15 protein-coding genes are annotated in these 16,357 nt (G+C 45.7%); 5 read left to right on the forward strand and 10 right to left on the reverse strand.

Translation table 11 applies throughout. The features are described 5' to 3' along the window. Positions 1 to 129: 129 nt before the first annotated feature. Both AB6F11_RS06195 and AB6F11_RS06200 read right to left on the reverse strand, forming a co-directional pair. Positions 130 to 1,464 carry an MATE family efflux transporter gene (locus AB6F11_RS06195; RefSeq protein ID WP_102394185.1) on the reverse strand — a complete coding sequence of 445 codons (1,335 nt, stop codon included), beginning with the start codon at positions 1,462 to 1,464 and terminating at the stop codon, positions 130 to 132. Positions 1,465 to 1,726: 262 nt separating this feature from the next. After that, positions 1,727 to 2,701, reverse strand: a complete 975-nt coding sequence (locus tag AB6F11_RS06200) for an AraC family transcriptional regulator (RefSeq protein WP_017071579.1) — start codon at positions 2,699 to 2,701, stop codon at positions 1,727 to 1,729. A 92-nt stretch (positions 2,702 to 2,793) separates the two neighbouring features. On the opposite strand from AB6F11_RS06200, the gene AB6F11_RS06205 reads away from it, so the two are divergent. Both AB6F11_RS06205 and AB6F11_RS06210 read left to right on the forward strand, forming a co-directional pair. Further along, positions 2,794 to 4,149 carry a serine hydrolase gene (locus AB6F11_RS06205; protein ID WP_102394183.1) on the forward strand — a complete coding sequence of 452 codons (1,356 nt, stop codon included), beginning with the start codon at positions 2,794 to 2,796 and terminating at the stop codon, positions 4,147 to 4,149. A 66-nt stretch (positions 4,150 to 4,215) separates the two neighbouring features. Further along, a complete protein-coding gene (locus AB6F11_RS06210; protein ID WP_017060557.1) occupies positions 4,216 to 5,007 on the forward strand; it encodes a hypothetical protein in 792 nt (263 codons plus the stop codon). 119 nt (positions 5,008 to 5,126) lie between these two features. Here the strand turns inward: AB6F11_RS06210 and ppsA are convergent, their stop codons facing one another. Then, complete coding sequence (gene ppsA / locus AB6F11_RS06215; protein WP_102394182.1) at positions 5,127 to 7,499, reverse strand: phosphoenolpyruvate synthase; 2,373 nt, start codon at positions 7,497 to 7,499, stop codon at positions 5,127 to 5,129. A 178-nt stretch (positions 7,500 to 7,677) separates the two neighbouring features. Between ppsA and AB6F11_RS06220 the strand changes: the two genes are divergently transcribed. Then, complete coding sequence (locus AB6F11_RS06220; RefSeq protein ID WP_102394181.1) at positions 7,678 to 8,511, forward strand: pyruvate, water dikinase regulatory protein; 834 nt, start codon at positions 7,678 to 7,680, stop codon at positions 8,509 to 8,511. A 140-nt stretch (positions 8,512 to 8,651) separates the two neighbouring features. On the opposite strand, the gene grxB is transcribed toward AB6F11_RS06220, so the two are convergent. The 3 genes from grxB to AB6F11_RS06235 all read right to left on the reverse strand — a co-directional run bounded on the left by grxB (position 8,652) and on the right by AB6F11_RS06235 (position 10,935). Next, positions 8,652 to 9,284 (reverse strand): glutaredoxin 2, encoded by a 633-nt coding sequence (grxB, locus tag AB6F11_RS06225; protein WP_102394180.1) that lies wholly within the window; start codon positions 9,282 to 9,284, stop codon positions 8,652 to 8,654. A gap of 347 nt (positions 9,285 to 9,631) precedes the next feature. After that, positions 9,632 to 9,790, reverse strand: a complete 159-nt coding sequence (locus tag AB6F11_RS06230) for a hypothetical protein (RefSeq protein ID WP_004733064.1) — start codon at positions 9,788 to 9,790, stop codon at positions 9,632 to 9,634. A 164-nt stretch (positions 9,791 to 9,954) separates the two neighbouring features. Next, positions 9,955 to 10,935 (reverse strand): Gfo/Idh/MocA family protein, encoded by a 981-nt coding sequence (locus AB6F11_RS06235; protein WP_017060561.1) that lies wholly within the window; start codon positions 10,933 to 10,935, stop codon positions 9,955 to 9,957. A 219-nt stretch (positions 10,936 to 11,154) separates the two neighbouring features. On the opposite strand from AB6F11_RS06235, the gene AB6F11_RS06240 reads away from it, so the two are divergent. Next, positions 11,155 to 11,637 (forward strand): GNAT family N-acetyltransferase, encoded by a 483-nt coding sequence (locus AB6F11_RS06240; RefSeq protein ID WP_017064907.1) that lies wholly within the window; start codon positions 11,155 to 11,157, stop codon positions 11,635 to 11,637. 2 nt (positions 11,638 to 11,639) lie between these two features. Beyond that, positions 11,640 to 12,413: a murein L,D-transpeptidase family protein gene (locus tag AB6F11_RS06245; protein WP_017067270.1), complete on the forward strand. Its 774-nt coding sequence runs from the start codon at positions 11,640 to 11,642 to the stop codon at positions 12,411 to 12,413. A gap of 105 nt (positions 12,414 to 12,518) precedes the next feature. Here the strand turns inward: AB6F11_RS06245 and AB6F11_RS06250 are convergent, their stop codons facing one another. The 4 genes from AB6F11_RS06250 to ugpE all read right to left on the reverse strand — a co-directional run bounded on the left by AB6F11_RS06250 (position 12,519) and on the right by ugpE (position 16,334). Beyond that, positions 12,519 to 13,256 carry a sulfite exporter TauE/SafE family protein gene (locus AB6F11_RS06250; RefSeq protein WP_102394179.1) on the reverse strand — a complete coding sequence of 246 codons (738 nt, stop codon included), beginning with the start codon at positions 13,254 to 13,256 and terminating at the stop codon, positions 12,519 to 12,521. A 159-nt stretch (positions 13,257 to 13,415) separates the two neighbouring features. After that, the gene (locus tag AB6F11_RS06255) at positions 13,416 to 14,135 is read right to left on the reverse strand and encodes a glycerophosphodiester phosphodiesterase family protein (RefSeq protein WP_102394178.1); all 720 of its coding nucleotides are present in this window, start codon (positions 14,133 to 14,135) and stop codon (positions 13,416 to 13,418) included. Positions 14,136 to 14,191: 56 nt separating this feature from the next. Beyond that, complete coding sequence (gene ugpC / locus AB6F11_RS06260; RefSeq protein WP_102394177.1) at positions 14,192 to 15,502, reverse strand: sn-glycerol-3-phosphate ABC transporter ATP-binding protein UgpC; 1,311 nt, start codon at positions 15,500 to 15,502, stop codon at positions 14,192 to 14,194. Continuing rightward, positions 15,492 to 16,334 (reverse strand): sn-glycerol-3-phosphate ABC transporter permease UgpE, encoded by an 843-nt coding sequence (ugpE, locus tag AB6F11_RS06265; RefSeq protein WP_017071585.1) that lies wholly within the window; start codon positions 16,332 to 16,334, stop codon positions 15,492 to 15,494. The genes ugpC and ugpE overlap by 11 nt, the downstream gene beginning before the upstream one ends. Positions 16,335 to 16,357 lie beyond the last annotated feature (23 nt).

The following is a 16,357-nucleotide window of genomic DNA, read 5'->3' on the forward strand; positions in this document are numbered from 1 at the left end:
GACAGCTCTGAAGGATCCTTCAACCGATCGCTTTGGCTTTAACTGATCGGCATTAAGCCTAAGTGGCTGCTTTTTCGTTTAATAACTTTATAGCGGTTTAGCTGGCAAGCCGTTTAGTTCGCTAACTGATTAATTAGAAAGCTTAGCCTCGACTTGCCCAAGTGCGCGTTGGTACATAAACCAAGCACATGTACCGGCAAGCACATTACCCACCATGGCACCCCAGAACAGGCCTTCAATACCAGCAAGCTGCGAACCAATCCACAAGCAAGGCAAGAAGAAGGCGAACAGGCGCAGTGCTGATATCGTTAAGGCAGTATAAGACTTACCAAGCGCATTCGAGATAGAAACCATCAGCATACAGATACCCAACGGCCCTAAACTGATAGGAACGATAAGTAAGTGGTAGTTCAAAATGGTCGAGACTTCGTCTTCGCTGGTCATGAGATTTGCCAACCCGCCAGAGAACATCCAAGTTACCAGTGCGATCACCAATTGGAATCCTAATACAAACATCACGGCAATCTTCACAAGACTACGTATGTTCCCTAGGTTCTTTTCTCCCAACATTCGGCCAATCATAGGTGGCATCGACATAGTCAGAGCAAGCACTGCAACAATCGAAAAGAACTCAAAACGTGAACCTAGCGCCCAAGCTGCAACGGCTGCTGTGCCGTAGCCTGCAAGCAGTTTGGTGGCGAGCATCGAAGAGACTGGTGGCAGTAGCTGACTGATCATCGCAGGCCCCATGATGTTTCCTATAGAACGAATACTCTTGCCGATATCAAGATCGTGCCAGTCGAATGTCATCCAATGCTTCTTAGTTACCTTAGGAGCAACGATAAAGATACCCGCACCGAACGCCAAGATGGTCGCAATCGCGGCTCCGTTGATGCCCATGTCGAGCGTGAATATGAAAATCGGGTCCAATATCAAGTTGATGATGCTGGTCGCGATCATCATCGAACCGGGCAGCATGGTATTACCATTGGCACGACACACACTGTAGAAAAAGTAGAGCACTGCGCCTGTCCAAGAGCTTACCAGCCAATAGATCCAGTAATAATCAATGATCGGCAGTACCGTCGGTGGTGCATCGAGGAGTTGTAAAATAGGACCACGCAACAGATAGATGATGACCGAGAACAGCGCGACACTCACACTGCCCATCGCAACGACTAATCCGCCGAGCTGTTTGGCATAGCGTATCTCGTTAGCCCCAATAGCTCTCGCGATCACAGCCGTTGTCGCGATGCCTAGTCCGACTTGAATCCCGATAATGATCATCTGAATTGGTAGCGTGAAGCCTTGAACCGCGAGCGGCAGTACGCCTAACTGGCCAATAAAAGCACTGTCTACAAGTTGGAAGCTCATCAGGGAGAGCACCCCAAACAGCATTGGCCATGTCATTGTATAGAGTTGTCGGCCAAGAGAAGGCGAGGGAGTTGCGGTCGTAGAATTCATAACACTCTTATCAGTCTTGAAGGTAGGTTTGTCGTAGTGACAATCCACTCAATGAAGAATTGCGTAAAGGATAACGTAACGTTAGCTCGATACCAATAAATGTCATTAAATCTATCGATATTACCTTTGCACAGTTTCATCGGTATGTGAGCATTGTGCAATGCAACTTTATGCATTCGCTTATTGAAATTTAAGGTGTCGTATCTTGTTTCTGAGTTTTATATTAGCGGATTGGGTCTAAAGGTTTTCCATTCGACTATTTCTAATGTTTCGCTTTATCCCGATAACTTGGTGGCGTGACTCCAACCCAACCTTTGAATGCACGATTGAAATTACTCAAGTCGCTGTAACCCACTTGCCAACTGATGTCTTGAACAGAAAGGTTGGTCTCTTCAAGTAGCTGTTTTGCTTTAGCTTCCCGAACTTGTTCTTTGGCTTGTTTAAAGAGAATGTTTTTGCTCTTCAGGTTTCTCTGCAGCGTTCGTTTTGTCATGCCGAGCATGGTCGCAAACCACTCAATATTGAACCAAGGTAGAGTCGCATAGGTGTCTATTAATATCTCGACAGCGTGATGCCAATCTTGGGTACTATTTCGTTCTGAAATGGCACGATAATCATCGGGCAGCGGAATCGAGAACGCACCGTATTGCTCTTCAAACTGAATATCAGAATCAAAGAAATGCTTAGGTAATTTACGTGCGCTGTTGTTCTTAGAGACCAACTTGGCGTGTGATGGTTGCCAGCGACTGTCAATGAACTTACGGCATAGGCTAATCACGGTCAGGGCGCGAAACCATTCTGCTTGTTCAAAACCTGAGGTCGATGGGTGATAGCAACTTCGATGACACAGCCACCACAATCCATCGCTTTTTTCCGTCCATATGGTGACGTGATTACTTAAGGTCGATATTTCAGTAATCAAGCAGCGTACCGCTTGCTCGAGAGAAGTGCATTGTTCAATTTTTCGGTCTAGCTCAGGTGACAATTGCTCTAGAGAGGCCTTACGTCCAACCTCAATCCCTATCGAATAGCCAAACTTACGCTCAAGGCCATGAATGAAGCGAATCACGTCTTGTGTAGGAAGCCATTGATTGGATTGTGTCAGTTCAATGGGTAGACCGCACGCAACGGCGACGGTGCGCCAATCCAGTCTATGTTTGTCACAATACTGAATATATGGAGCAATGTTACTGGTCGAAGTGAGCAGTATGCTGGTGGTGTTCGATGATGCTTTCATTGTTTTGTGCCTACCATTAAATGTCATCAAGTGACCTAATTAAGTGTAGCGCATCTCCCTATACTTTTCCTAACCCAAACAGGAGAACAATTATGAAACTTAAACACATTGCCGTTCTAGTATCGTTAGCGACCCCATCATCATTTGCTCTTGCAGCAAACCCAGTTGAAGAAGCTCTGAAAGTTGAAGGTGCTCAAGTTACCTTGACCGTGAAAGAGGCGAGCACAGCATTTACCCCAAGTTTTACTGACTCAGCTCGTGAGTTATTCAATAACTTTCATTGGCAGATGGGCGGCGACCACAGCGTTTACTACAACATGCACATGAGTGAGTTTCTACCAACGGCACTGGCGGCTCCAAACGAAGAGTACAAGCCTTTAGTCAAAAATATCGACCCACGACTCGCTGCACTGAAAGTTGATACTGAAAGCAAAGGTCAGTTGACAATGGATGAGTACTTGGCGGATGAACAGTTCCGTACCCAAGGCTTTATGTTGATTCACAAAGGGGAGATCGTTTACGAAGCTTACCCAGGTATGAAGCCGACAGATACGCACGTTTGGGCATCTACAGCAAAAACGACGGTTGGCACAGTGATCGCAATGTTAGTGGAAGAGGGCAAAGTCGACCCTGAAAAAGAGATCGCTGAGTATGTTTCTGAATTGAAAGGAACGAACTGGGATGGCATCACAGTACACCAAGTTCTGAACATGTCGACCGCGCTAGACAATGAAGAGACATTAGAGTCTATCTTGAACCCAGACTCTGATGTGGTGCGTTTCTTTGCGGCATCGTTTAACTCACCAAGAGCAAAAACGGGTGAGATGGAAACTTGGATGGACGTGGCTAAGGGCGCGCAAAAGCTCGCAGGTGAAAAAGCCGGTGACCACTTCCGTTATGCATCTATCAACACCATGGTGCTGACTAAGTTAGTTGAAAACGTTGAAAACAAAACTTGGACTCAAGTATTCGAAGATCGTGTTTGGTCAAAAGTGCACGCACGTCAACCAATGCAATTCAACTTGACGCCAGATGGCATGGCGATCGCGGTTGGCTTGGTTTCATCAACGGTAGAAGATATGGCTCGCTGGGGAACACTATTTACACCTAGCTGGAAAGCGGTGGCTGATGAGCCAGTGGTGTCACAAGCTGTGATTGATCGTATCCGCAACGGCGGTGATCCAAAAGCATTCGTAGGTACTAGCAAAGAGAGCAGTTCACTGCACGCATACAACGAAAAAGCAGACTACAACGCATACCAGTTTGATTTCATTTTCAACGATGGTGCGATGTCGAAAAGCGGCAACCTAGGCCAATTTATTTACATCGATCCGGCACGTGACTTTGTGGGTGTGATGTTCTCAACCAACCCATACCACTCAGGTTTTGGTGAGAATAAAGGCCCTGCACTAATGCGTTCGGCAGCAAAACTACTTGCTGACAAGTAATCTATTTATTACCTAACAGGATGTTCCAGGCTTCAAGGAGGAAGCAAACGACTTTCGAGAGATATAATGAAAAAGTTTGCTCTATTAATCCCGTTGAGTTTAGGTCTAGCCCTTCCTGCACATGCCGATTCAGATTCCGAACGTGTTATCGATCCTGCTGATGTCACTAAAGTTTATACTCAAGCTGCATTGATGCTGAATGGTAGTTCAGATATCCAATTTCAAGGGCAAGTTTCTGGCGGTTTAGAAAACGGTCAGCAGTTTGCCCTACTGGCCGAAGGGACGTTTGTCGATGAAAGCAACACAGCGCTTCGCGATCCAGACAAATTCGGTACAGAGTACAGCAACTCTAGAATTCAGTACTTCCACGTCTTTGAAACAGGGACGAAAGCTACGCCTAAAGTGGGTCTTTCATTAGATTATATTAATACGCGCAACAGTATTAAAAATGACTTATTGTCGGTTGGCGGTGTTGTTGCGATTAATCCAGCTTATACCGGTGGATTCCTGGTATTTCCAAGAGCAGGACTGATGACTGGTAGTATGGAGATCCCTGGCGTCACTTCATCTAAAGATGATTTAACGGGATACTCGCTTGGTTTGATTACCGCGAAGCATCTCGGTGACTCTGGCGCTTATGTGTCTTTGGTTCCTGAGTGGCAAGATCTTTCTGGTGATGATATCGACATGCAAAACTTCTCATTTAAAACATCGTTAAATGTGCCGATGAACACTGCAAGAACTTGGTGGTTGAATACGCGCTATGACATTACCAAAGCGGATGTTGATGTGAAAGGTGTGCCAATGCCGAATGGTTGGCAAACCGAAGCTTGGGTTGGTGTGAGATACTACTTCTAGCGCTCTAGCCAGCTAATTTGGAAAGAACCTAAAAAAGCCAGTCAACGTGACTGGCTTTTGTCGTTAAGGTACCGCGTGAAGCGTTACTTATTTACTTATTTACTTATTTACTTATTTACTTATTTATTAACAACGTTACCTAGCTTCAACCACGTATCGATAACCGTATCCGGGTTTAGTGAAACAGAGCTGATGCCTTGATCCATTAACCACTCTGCTAGGTCGTCATGGTCAGATGGGCCTTGGCCACAAATGCCCACGTATTTACCCGCTTTGGTTGCTGCATCGATCGCCATTTTCAGCATTGCTTTCACGGCTGGGTTACGCTCATCGAATAGGTGTGCCACGTCACCTGAATCTCGGTCTAGGCCAAGCGTCAGCTGTGTCATGTCGTTTGAACCGATAGAGAAGCCATCGAAGTACTTCAAGAACTCATCAGCCAAAATTGCGTTCGATGGTAGCTCACACATCATGATGACTTTCAGACCTTGGTCGCCACGGCGAAGGTCGAATTTAGCCAGAATGTCGATAACCGATGCCGCTTCGCTTGGAGTACGAACGAATGGGATCATGATTTCAACGTTCTTAAGGCCCATTTCGTTGCGAACGCGTTTGATCGCTTGAGTTTCTAGCTCGAAACAGTCTTCGAATACTGGTGAGATGTAACGAGATGCACCACGGAAGCCCAGCATTGGGTTCTCTTCATGCGGTTCAAACGTTTTACCGCCGACTAGGTTGCTGTACTCGTTCGACTTAAAGTCAGACATACGTACGATCACACGCTTAGGCCAGAATGCAGAAGCGATAGTCGCGATGCCTTCTGTTAATTTGCTTACGTAGAAATCGATAGGATCTTTGTAGCCACGAATACGTTCGTTGATTTCCGCTTTTAGCTCATCCGTTTGTGCATCGAAGTTAAGCAGCGCTTTAGGGTGAATACCGATCATCTTGTTGATGATGAATTCTAGACGAGCAAGGCCAACACCTTCGTTCGGGATTTGTGCAAAGTCGAAGGCACGATCTGGGTTACCCACGTTCATCATTACTTTGGTTGGTAGCATTGGTAGCTCATCAACCTCAGAACGTTTGATTTCAAAATCGAGTTCGCCGTTGTAAACGTAGCCTGTTTCGCCTTCTGAACATGACACTGTCACGGTATCGCCATCGTTTAGGCTGCTTGTTGCGCTGCCACAACCAACGATTGCTGGGATACCAAGCTCGCGAGCAATGATCGCAGCGTGACAAGTACGGCCACCACGGTTAGTCACAATCGCAGACGCTTTCTTCATCACAGGTTCCCAGTCTGGGTCTGTCATGTCAGTTACCAGCACGTCGCCTTCTTGAACCAGTGACATTTGGTCTAGAGAATCAACCAAGCGAACAGGGCCAGAGCCGATACGCTGACCGATAGCGCGGCCTTCAACCAAGACATCCGCCTTGTTGTTTAGCTCGTAACGCTCGATAACGTTTTGGTCGCTTTGAGAGCATACGGTTTCTGGGCGAGCCTGAACGATGTAAAGCTTGCCGTCGATGCCATCTTTCGCCCACTCAATGTCCATTGGACGTTGGTAGTGCTTCTCGATGATCATCGCTTGTTTTGCTAACTCTTTGATCTCTTCATCGTTCAGTGAGAACTGGTTACGCTCTTGCTCGTCAGTATCAATGATGTCGACTTGCTTACCGATCTCTTGATTGGTCGAGTAGATCATCTTGATCAACTTAGAACCAAAGGTCTTCTTCACGATAGGCTGGTGGCCTGCTTCTAACATTGGCTTGTGCACGTAGAACTCATCTGGGTTCACTGCGCCCTGTACAACCATTTCGCCAAGACCCCAAGAAGAAGTGATGAACACGACTTGGTCGAAGCCTGACTCAGTATCAAGCGTAAACATCACACCTGAAGAGGCTTTGTCTGAGCGAACCATGCGTTGAATACCCGCAGACAATGAAATGCCACGGTGGTCAAAGCCTTGGTGTACACGGTAAGAGATAGCTCGGTCGTTAAACAGAGACGCGTAAACGTGCTTGGTTGCTTCGAGTACCGCGTCGATACCTTTCACGTTAAGGAAGGTCTCTTGCTGGCCTGCGAATGAAGCATCTGGAAGGTCTTCTGCGGTTGCAGATGAACGCACAGCTACAGACAATTCTTCGTTGTCTTCGATTAGCTCGCGGTAGTTATCACGGATGTCTTGCTCTAGTGATTCTGGGAAGGGTGCGTCTAGAACCCATTGTCGAATCGTTGCACCTGTCTTACGCAGTGCGTCAACGTCTTCAACATCAAGTTCATCAAGTAGTTGGTGAATGCGCTCATCAAGACCTTTGTAATCAAGAAAGTCGTTAAACGCATGAGAGGTGGTAGCAAAACCATTAGGTACAGAAACACCAGCATTGGATAGGTTAGAAACCATCTCGCCCAGTGAGGCGTTCTTACCGCCGACTTTGTCGACATCTTCCATGGATAGGCCATTGAACCATAGGGTATTATTTTGCATTTATTTCTCCAGAAACATAGCAAGCATTGTAGGGATTTAAAGGCAAACGATTACGTATCAGTTTAAAAAAATGTAAATTATTTTTTAAAGCTGTGGGGGACGTAATAGTCAGCAGGGTTTTGTTATATATATTATGGTTACCATCCTACTCAAAATAATTTTAAACATTAAATAAAAAATGCAAATTGATATTCAAAGTCGTGATGTATTCTATGTTTCTGATGGAACGGCCATAACATGTGAGACTTTAGGGCATGTTGTTCTAGGTCAATTCCCTTTTAAAGCCAATGAAAAAACCTTTCCGTTTGTGGAAAGTGAGGACAAACTTTCTGATTTATTAAAAGAGATCGAAATTTCGTATCGCGATAATGGAGTCGAACCACTTGTGTTCTTTTCAATCGTGATTCCAGATATCAAGGCCAAGCTGCTTGAAGCACCAGCGCACTGTTATGACGTGTTGGAAAGTATCGTTCAGAAGGTACAAGATGACATCCATATGGCGCCTGTTCCTAAGTTGCAGCGCTCACGCAGTGTAAACAAGGACTCGGTGAAGTATTTCGACCGTATTGCTGCGATTGAGTACACGCTCGCGCATGATGATGGCATCACGCTAAAAGGGCTGGAAGAAGCCGACATCATCTTGTTGGGTGTTTCTCGAAGTGGCAAAACACCAACAAGTTTGTATATGGCGATGCAGTTTGGCTTACGCGTAGCAAACTACCCATTTATCCACGATGACTTGGCACGCTTAAAGCTGTTGCCAGAGTTTGAGATTTACCGACATAAGCTGTTTGGTTTGACCATTGATGCAGAAAGGCTCACTGAAATTCGTGAGAACCGCTTAGCAGGCAGCGAATACGCCAGTGACTCACAATGTTTGTATGAATTGCAAACGGTAGAGGCGATGTTCCGTCGAGAAGCGATACCTTACATCAACACCTCTTCACTATCGGTTGAAGAAATTTCGACACGAATCTTGGAGCGAACAGGTTTGAGAAGGCGTCTGCTGTAAGACAAAGCCTTAGAGAAATAGAATGGCCAGATAAAAGAAAATCGAAGCTCGCAGTTTACACCTGAGAGCTTCGATTTTCTGTTTGTGCTCGTTGTAGTCGCTTGCGAGTCAGAGCTTGTTTTCTTAATCGAGATAGCTTTCTAGCGAAGTAAAGACAGCTTTAGCGTTTCACTTTTCTTTTCTAACCAGCGTTCAAGTGCTGGTGGCCATGTGATGCTTGGTTCTACGCAAAAGCCACGAAGCATCGAGAAATACACCGCTTGATCGACTAGAGGCAGTGATGACTCACCATTCTCTAGATCCAGTAAGAGTTCGGCATCTTTCAGTAATGGGTTAATCAGTTGAACGAACTGAGGCGTCTTTTCTAACAGTTCTTCAAAGTTAAAACCTTCGGTCTCTTTACTGGCACGCCAAGCTTCTTTGGCTCCAGCAGAGCGATATTCAGCCAAGTCGAGGTTCCACCAACGTGGGCGTCCAATCTGTTGAGTAAGAGGGAATGCGCGAGTTTGGAACACAGTCACTTGCTCAGATGGCACACGCTGCTCATCGCTTGATTTCAAGTCCATGAAGTACGCGATGATATCTAGGCTCTCTGCCATGATAGAGCCATCGTCTTTTTGTAAGACGGGTACCATCTTTTTACCGATCAGATCGATAAGGGTTTGGGCATCATCATAATCGACAGAAACAAGCTCAATGTTCAAGCCTAGCGATTGAGCAATGTAGGAGACTCTTGCACAGAAAGGGCAGTGATCGTAAATGTAAAGCTTCATAGCTTCCCTCATTCGGGTCTTTCTTAGTATAAGATGATGCTAATGTACCAGAAACTTTCGCAGACAATAAGCCTTTGTTAACAAGAACTATTCACTGCGATTAAGTGCACGGGAATATCAAGAGAACGATGAGAATAAGCACCTAGTGTAGAAACTCGTTGCCTAATTCTATTGTCAGTTGAGTGCGGTTTTATTGTAACGAGTAAGCTAATGAGAAAGCTGGTGGGTAAATGACGGGCATAAAAAAGGCTCTGGCTGCTTACTCTAATGCAGAAGAGTGAAGTCAGCCAAAGCCTCAATTTTGTTACCTTTAGTAGAGTGACTACTAAAAGGGCAGAGTGGTTAAACTATGCTTTTTTAAGATCTTGCGCTGGGTAAGTAAGCGTCATTGCGCCTTCTACCGTTGTAACGTGAACGTAGCCGCCACCAGCACTTAGGCCAGTTACTACCATTTCACCTAGTTCAACACCTTTTGTTGCTACAACGCGATCATCAACTGAAAACACTTTACACACCTTCAATAAATTAAATAAATACGATAGATATCGAACGCGGATTTAAACAGATGGGACCTTAATCAACTAATCCGGTTATTTGTCGTAAAGATTAAATTCAGTTATGTATAAATAATTATGTATTAAAAATCAGTTTGTTAACTTACGCTGTGACGTTATTTATCCGCTGGATACACTACACCAACTTGTTGGCGCATCTCTGTAATTAACTTCGCAACCGTTAAAGCGCGCAGTTGGGCCTGCGCTTGTGTTGCGTTGTCGCCAGCAATGCAGCTAGCAAAGGCCTGCGCTTCGTAACTCATGGAGTTTTCGCTTTGTGCTTGAGTAAGGTTTTCTACCGTGCCATCGCGGTAGCGGATCTTAACGTCAGTACATTCAGCGATGTGATCGATGATGATCGCCCCTAATTCACCTTGGATCTCGCTTGGCGCATAAGAGTCGCTGACTTTGGAGTGCGCAAGGGTCACATCAAACTCAGGGTATTGGAAGATCGCACAGCCATGAGCATCGACACCTGAATCAAGTAGCTTTGCAGAAGCCTGTGCGTTTTCAGGTTTGCCAAATAGCGCGACTGTCGCGGCAACACAGTAAAAGCCAATATCGACCAATGAGCCGTTAGAAAAAGCTGGGTTGAAGGTATTTGGGTTCTCGCCGTTTAGGTATTTTTGGTAGCGCGATGAATACTGGCAGTAGTTGATGTGTGCTTTATGTACCTTGCCAATCTTTTCTAACCCAAGTTGAACTTGCTTAAAGTTCGGTAGGAATTGAGATTTATACGCCTCAAACAGCACCACACCGTTTTTCTCAGCGACTTCGAACATGCGTGTTGCTTCATCAATATTTGATGCAACCGGCTTTTCACAGATAACATGCTTGCCGTGTTCCATCATGAAGATAGATTGCTCGCAATGCAGTGAGTTAGGGGAAGCGATGTACACGGCTTCTACAGTGTTGTCATTGGCCAATGCGTCGAGTGAGTCATACGTGGTTTCAACGTCAAATTCTTGGGCGAACTGTGCCGCGCTGTCTAGATTTCGAGAGTAAACCGCAGCAAGTTGCATCGATTGAGATTCGTGCGCAGCTTGAACAAACTTTTGTGTAATCCAATTGGTTCCAATTACAGCAAACTTAATCATAGAGGTATCCAGTCGTTAGTCGTCGTTAGTATATTGATTCTGCAGAGATAGTAGCACTCAACGGCTGGCAATGTGCCTGAGATTTACGGAACAATTTCCCTAAACATAGTGCCTAATATTAATGTTCAGCCTTCACAGAGCGTCTGAGTTGACCAGTGTAACGGTGCACAACTAAGCCATTTTTGCTAAGGTGTTATTGAATTCAAACAAGGTGATGATATGCAAATCCGGACGGCCAAGGTAACTGATATTAACGCGATCTTAGCGCTCTCTGAGCAGATAAACCGTCAACATCATCTTGGTGCGCCTATGGTATTTGCACCAGCGTCACAAGGCTTGGCCGACAGTGAAGAGTATTGGTTAGGTTTGATGCTTGACCCACTTGGCGCTTTCTTGGTTGCAGTAGACGACAAGCAAGTCGTTGGCTTTTTAGCGGGTAAGGTAACGCAGAACAAAGGCGTCAGTTTTATTCAGCCGCACAAGGTGGCAAGGGTCAATACGATTGTGGTGAACGATCAGGTTCAGAGCAAAGGTGCTGGTCGAGCGTTAATGAAGTCTTTTAATCAATGGGCGCAGGCGAGAGGAGCGATAGAACTTAGGTTGGAGGTAATGGAGTTTAACCAACAAGCTCAGGGTTTCTATGAGTCGTTAGGAATGGAAACTCAGTCACGAACCATGTCCATGCGTTTTGAGGAGATCTAAAGGTGCGTCTGTTTCTGCCTTTATCACTGTGTTTACTGTTTGTGGCTTCGAACGCGAATGCTGAGCAAGTCGTGGTCGAGAAAATAGTCTCTGACGCGACCGCTATCGAAACCATCGTATTCGAGTCTGCACCGGCTCATTCTCAACGTGTCTCAACGTCTTCATCTAACTCAACCTCTTCCACGAGCTCAAACTCCGAGCATGTGATTATTGTGGATGATGTTCTTAACAGTAGCCCTGATGAAAAGGTAGCTCAGCTTTCTCAAGGGTCATCGAAACGTCCACCTCAAAGTTCCTCTCGACAGTTTTACAACGTACCGGATAGCGCATCTGAGATAGATTCGCTGTCGCAAGTGGTTACGTTAGTTAAAGTCGATAAATCGAAACGTAGGATGTATCTGCTAAAAGGTGAAGAGGTGATTCAGGAGTTTCGTATTGCGCTAGGCAAACAACCGAAAGGGCATAAACGCTTTGAAGGGGACAACCGAACGCCGGAAGGGGAATACCAGCTCGATTATGTGATGGAAGAGTCGGACTTTTATCGCTCAGTACATATTAACTATCCGCAACCTTCGGATATGCAATGGGCAGAGCAAAATGATGTAGATCCTGGAGGAAACATCAAAATCCATGGCATCAAAAACGGCGAGCGTCGTTCGCCGAGCTTTATTCAAAGTTTTGATTGGACGGATGGCTGTATCGCGTTAACCAATCAAGATATGGATGAGTTTCTCCAACTTGTAAAAATGGGTACCCCTATCCATATCGAATGGTAGTCATTGGTACCCAGTTTTCTTAATCACTTTCCGCAGTCAATTAGCGCAATCAATTCGCGAAACCAATTCGTAAAAGCAACGTCCAAACTTAACCGCTAAAGCCAGTTACAGTATGACTCGACCTGCACTGAATATTGCAATCACAATCAGCAATGCAATGGTGACTGGCTTGAACTTCGCTCCACCAAATCTCTCGAACAGTTTAGAACCCACATAACCGCCAAACATGCTGCTTGGTAGAAGCGCGAGAGTCAGCCAAACTACATCGCGGTCGACTAACCCAGCGATAGATGCCGAAACAAATGCAGTGGAATCCGCCAAGACAAAGAAGGCTATCAGTCCGGCTCTAGCAATGTGCGGAGCGACTGGGCTTGCCAATGCATGAGTGCCAATTGGAGGTCCTGACATCGAAGCCGCGCCGTTCATTACACCTGCAAGGCTGCCTAGAATATAGGGAGCAAATCTAGGTTCGCTTTTGTACTGGAAGCCTTTATAGATCATAAGCGCAGACGCAAAAATGAAGGCACTGATGATCAAGATGATCGTGTCTTGGCTAACGGATTTAAGCAGAAGTAGGCCGACTGGTGTGAAGGCAAAACAAGGGATAAACACCTTTAAAACCCAGCGCCAGTTAACGTGCTTTCGAACTTTAGGCAGTAATTGAACATTGCCTAGGAGATCGATCAACATGAAGACGGGAACCAGTTCGATAACAGGTGCGAATAACGCACTTAATGGCAATGCCACTAAGGTGAAACCGAAACCTGAGAAGCCACGAACAATAGCGGCGAAAATGAAGATTGCACCCAAAATTGGGAAGGTTGGACTAAAAATGAGATCCATAAATTAAGTAACCAATGAAGCTGTCTAAATAGAGCGAGCTAATGAAACCAAGTGAGTAGCGGAATGTACTCCTACTCACTTGTGTTTGCTACCTAATTTTGAGGTTTCTAGAGGTTAATTTTAAAGTCTCTCAGGGTGACTTTTATTGTATTTGTGGGGTCAATTTATCGAGCTGAATTTATTCGGAAAATCAGTGAATACCGCGTCCACATTTGAGAGAAATTCGAAGCGAGACGGATCGTTTACGGTGTAGCACCAAGTTTGAATATTTGCTTCACTGAGTGTATCAAGATCGCTCTGATTCACATGCTCGTAGTTCATGTGACAGCTGAACGCTTTAACCTCGTCAATCAACATCAAGTCGGCTTGAGTCAGCTGCTCTGTGATCACACCTACGCGGTATCTCGGCAGGTGAAGAGCCATTTCAGAAACCACTTGATGGCTGAAACTTGAAAGCAGCACTCTGTCGGTGTCTAGATTTGAACGAATCAACTCGGTATGCAGCAAATCAACGACATGAGGCGCTTGATGTCGACTGTCGACTTTGATCTCTAAGTTCACGCTGAGATCATGCTGCTCAACAAGCGCGAGCAACTCTTCCAACGTCAATATTCTTTCACCAGCGAACTGCTCAGACTTCCAACTGCCAAAATCGAGCTGACGCAGTTCTGCAAGGGTGTGTTCGTCGACACGACCCTTGCCATCGCTGCAGCGCTCAAGGGTGTGGTCGTGACAAACCACAAGTTGATCATCCTGAGTTGGCTGAATATCTACTTCAATCCATTTCAAGCCGAGTTTAGCGGCTTGTTCAATGCTTGCTTTGGTATTTTCTGGGTGAGTACCTGCTACACCCCGATGACCTACGATGATAGACGACATAATTAATCCTTCTTAAAGACGCACCGTAAAAACGCATTAAATATCAGTGTACTCGATTAAGCGAGAGCCGTCGTTATGCTTGTCGTCTCTTCGCGTGACTCTTGTGAAGTAAAGTTATTCGGCTGAATACGCTTCCCACGACTGTCAAAAATATGCAGGTTGGATTTATTAATGCTTACTCCGAGCGGCAGTACTTGGCATAGTGTCGTTTCTGGCGTGACGGCGATAAAGGGTTGGTCGTTCACCAGGCCATGAACCAATTGATTCGGCCCCAATGGCTCAACCACACTGATACGCAGTTCGAGAGGCAAGGTGTTCATTTTTAATTCGGAACAAACCTCAGAGTGTTCAGGGCGAATGCCAAGCGTGATAGTCGCGTTCTTAACGTGCGCGTACTCTGGCAGGTACATTTGTTGATCACCGATTTCAAGATAGCCATCATCGAGCGTGGCAGTTAGGAAGTTCATCGCGGGGCTGCCAATAAAGCTTGCCACAAAGGTACTGGCAGGCTGGTGGTAAACTTCTCTTGGTGTGCCGACTTGTTCTATCTGACCTTTGTTGAGAACCACGATTCTATCTGCCAGTGTCATGGCTTCAACTTGGTCATGAGTCACGTAAATACTGGTTACGCCTAGCTCGCGTTGTAGCTTTTTGATTTCTAACCTCATGTGAGCGCGCAATGAGGCATCTAGGTTAGACAAAGGCTCGTCAAATAGGAACAGTTGAGGGTCGCGTACAATCGCTCGTCCCATAGCAACGCGCTGGCGCTGACCACCCGAAAGCTTGGCTGGCTTGCGGTCTAGGTACTCTTCGATCTTTAGTGTCTTGGCGACTTTCTCAATCTTCTCTTCAATTACGTGTTGGCTGACACCTCGGTTCTTTAAACCATAAGCGAGGTTTTTGTATACCGTCATGTGAGGGTAGAGTGCGTAATTTTGAAAGACCATTGCGATATCTCGTTGAGCTGGCTTTTCGTTATCAACACGGCGGCCACCTAAGTGAATCTCTCCGCCAGAGATGCTTTCCAGCCCCGCTATTGAACGTAGGATAGAAGACTTGCCGCAACCCGATGGGCCAACCAACACAAGAAATTCACCCTTTTCGATATCAAGCGAGACATCTTTCACTGCACGATGACCGTTCTCGTAAGTCTTTACCAAGTTTTTGATGCCTAACATGGTAGGTGCTTTGTGCGTATGGTTGTGAGTGGCTTGGGTGTGCCCTAACGTTTGTTTTAACTTTGGCATCGGGGTGTCCTCTGTATTTTTGTGGATAGCTTGGTGAGAATGCAGGTGAGACATCTTGTACTCAGCGAGTGATTGAATGCGGTTATCGTTCATTTGATTTTTGTCGTTATTATTTTTCACTTTCTACTAGCCCTTTTACAAACCAACGTTGAAATACAACCACCACTAAAACGGGTGGCAACATAGCTAAAATCACCATGGCAAAAACATAGTCGTAGCGCGGTAAACTGGTTTCATTGATGTTGTTGAGTACTTGTTTGATGCCCATCACGATGGTGTTGTAGCCTTCGTCCGTGGTCATCATGATTGGCCACAGATATTGGTTCCAACCCACCACAAACATGATGATGAAGATTGCGGCAATCATGGTTTTAGACAGTGGCAATAAGATGTCGACAAAGAATCGAAATGGACCTGCGTTATCTAGCTGAGCGGCTTCTAACAATTCATCGGGGATGGTTTTGAAGAACTGCCTAAAAAAGAACGTCGCGGTGGCTGAGGCGATCAAAGGCAGAATTAAACCTGTGTAGCTATTAAGAAGCCCAAGCCCAGCGACAACCTCATAGGAAGGGATAATGCGCACTTCTAATGGCAGCAAAAGCGTCACGAAGATCAACCAGAACCAAGCTGTAGCATAAGGCAGTCTGAAGTAGACCAAAGCATACGCAGCCATCATCGAAATGATGATCTTACCGATCGCAAAACCTAGCCCCATGATCATCGAGTTGGCGATCATTTTGCTGGCGGTGACTTCGCCACTGAAGCCCATGCTTTTGTTCCAAGCTTCGCTATAAATGGCCGTAAAGTTATCGCCTGGTACCCATTGCAGGCCTTCGCTGACAATGGTGTTCGGGTTATGCGTCGAGCTGGCGAAGATTAGCCAGATAGGGACCAACATGAACAGCATCCCAGCAATTAGAATTAGGTGGTCATAGACCTTATTACTTTTCATAAATAACTCCTGTCGCGTTAAAA

This window comes from Vibrio sp. 10N.247.311.14, assembly GCF_041467715.1.
Taxonomy (GTDB): domain Bacteria; phylum Pseudomonadota; class Gammaproteobacteria; order Enterobacterales; family Vibrionaceae; genus Vibrio; species Vibrio crassostreae_C.

Coding starts and splice junctions, on each gene's coding strand:
- AB6F11_RS06195 (WP_102394185.1), bottom strand. CDS start 1,464: ATGAATTCTACGACCGCAACTCCCTCGCCTTCTCTTGGCCGACAACTC.
- AB6F11_RS06200 (WP_017071579.1), bottom strand. CDS start 2,701: ATGAAAGCATCATCGAACACCACCAGCATACTGCTCACTTCGACCAGT.
- AB6F11_RS06205 (WP_102394183.1), top strand. CDS start 2,794: ATGAAACTTAAACACATTGCCGTTCTAGTATCGTTAGCGACCCCATCA.
- AB6F11_RS06210 (WP_017060557.1), top strand. CDS start 4,216: ATGAAAAAGTTTGCTCTATTAATCCCGTTGAGTTTAGGTCTAGCCCTT.
- ppsA (WP_102394182.1), bottom strand. CDS start 7,499: ATGCAAAATAATACCCTATGGTTCAATGGCCTATCCATGGAAGATGTC.
- AB6F11_RS06220 (WP_102394181.1), top strand. CDS start 7,678: ATGCAAATTGATATTCAAAGTCGTGATGTATTCTATGTTTCTGATGGA.
- grxB (WP_102394180.1), bottom strand. CDS start 9,284: ATGAAGCTTTACATTTACGATCACTGCCCTTTCTGTGCAAGAGTCTCC.
- AB6F11_RS06235 (WP_017060561.1), bottom strand. CDS start 10,935: ATGATTAAGTTTGCTGTAATTGGAACCAATTGGATTACACAAAAGTTT.
- AB6F11_RS06240 (WP_017064907.1), top strand. CDS start 11,155: ATGCAAATCCGGACGGCCAAGGTAACTGATATTAACGCGATCTTAGCG.
- AB6F11_RS06250 (WP_102394179.1), bottom strand. CDS start 13,256: ATGGATCTCATTTTTAGTCCAACCTTCCCAATTTTGGGTGCAATCTTC.
- AB6F11_RS06255 (WP_102394178.1), bottom strand. CDS start 14,135: ATGTCGTCTATCATCGTAGGTCATCGGGGTGTAGCAGGTACTCACCCA.
- ugpE (WP_017071585.1), bottom strand. CDS start 16,334: ATGAAAAGTAATAAGGTCTATGACCACCTAATTCTAATTGCTGGGATG.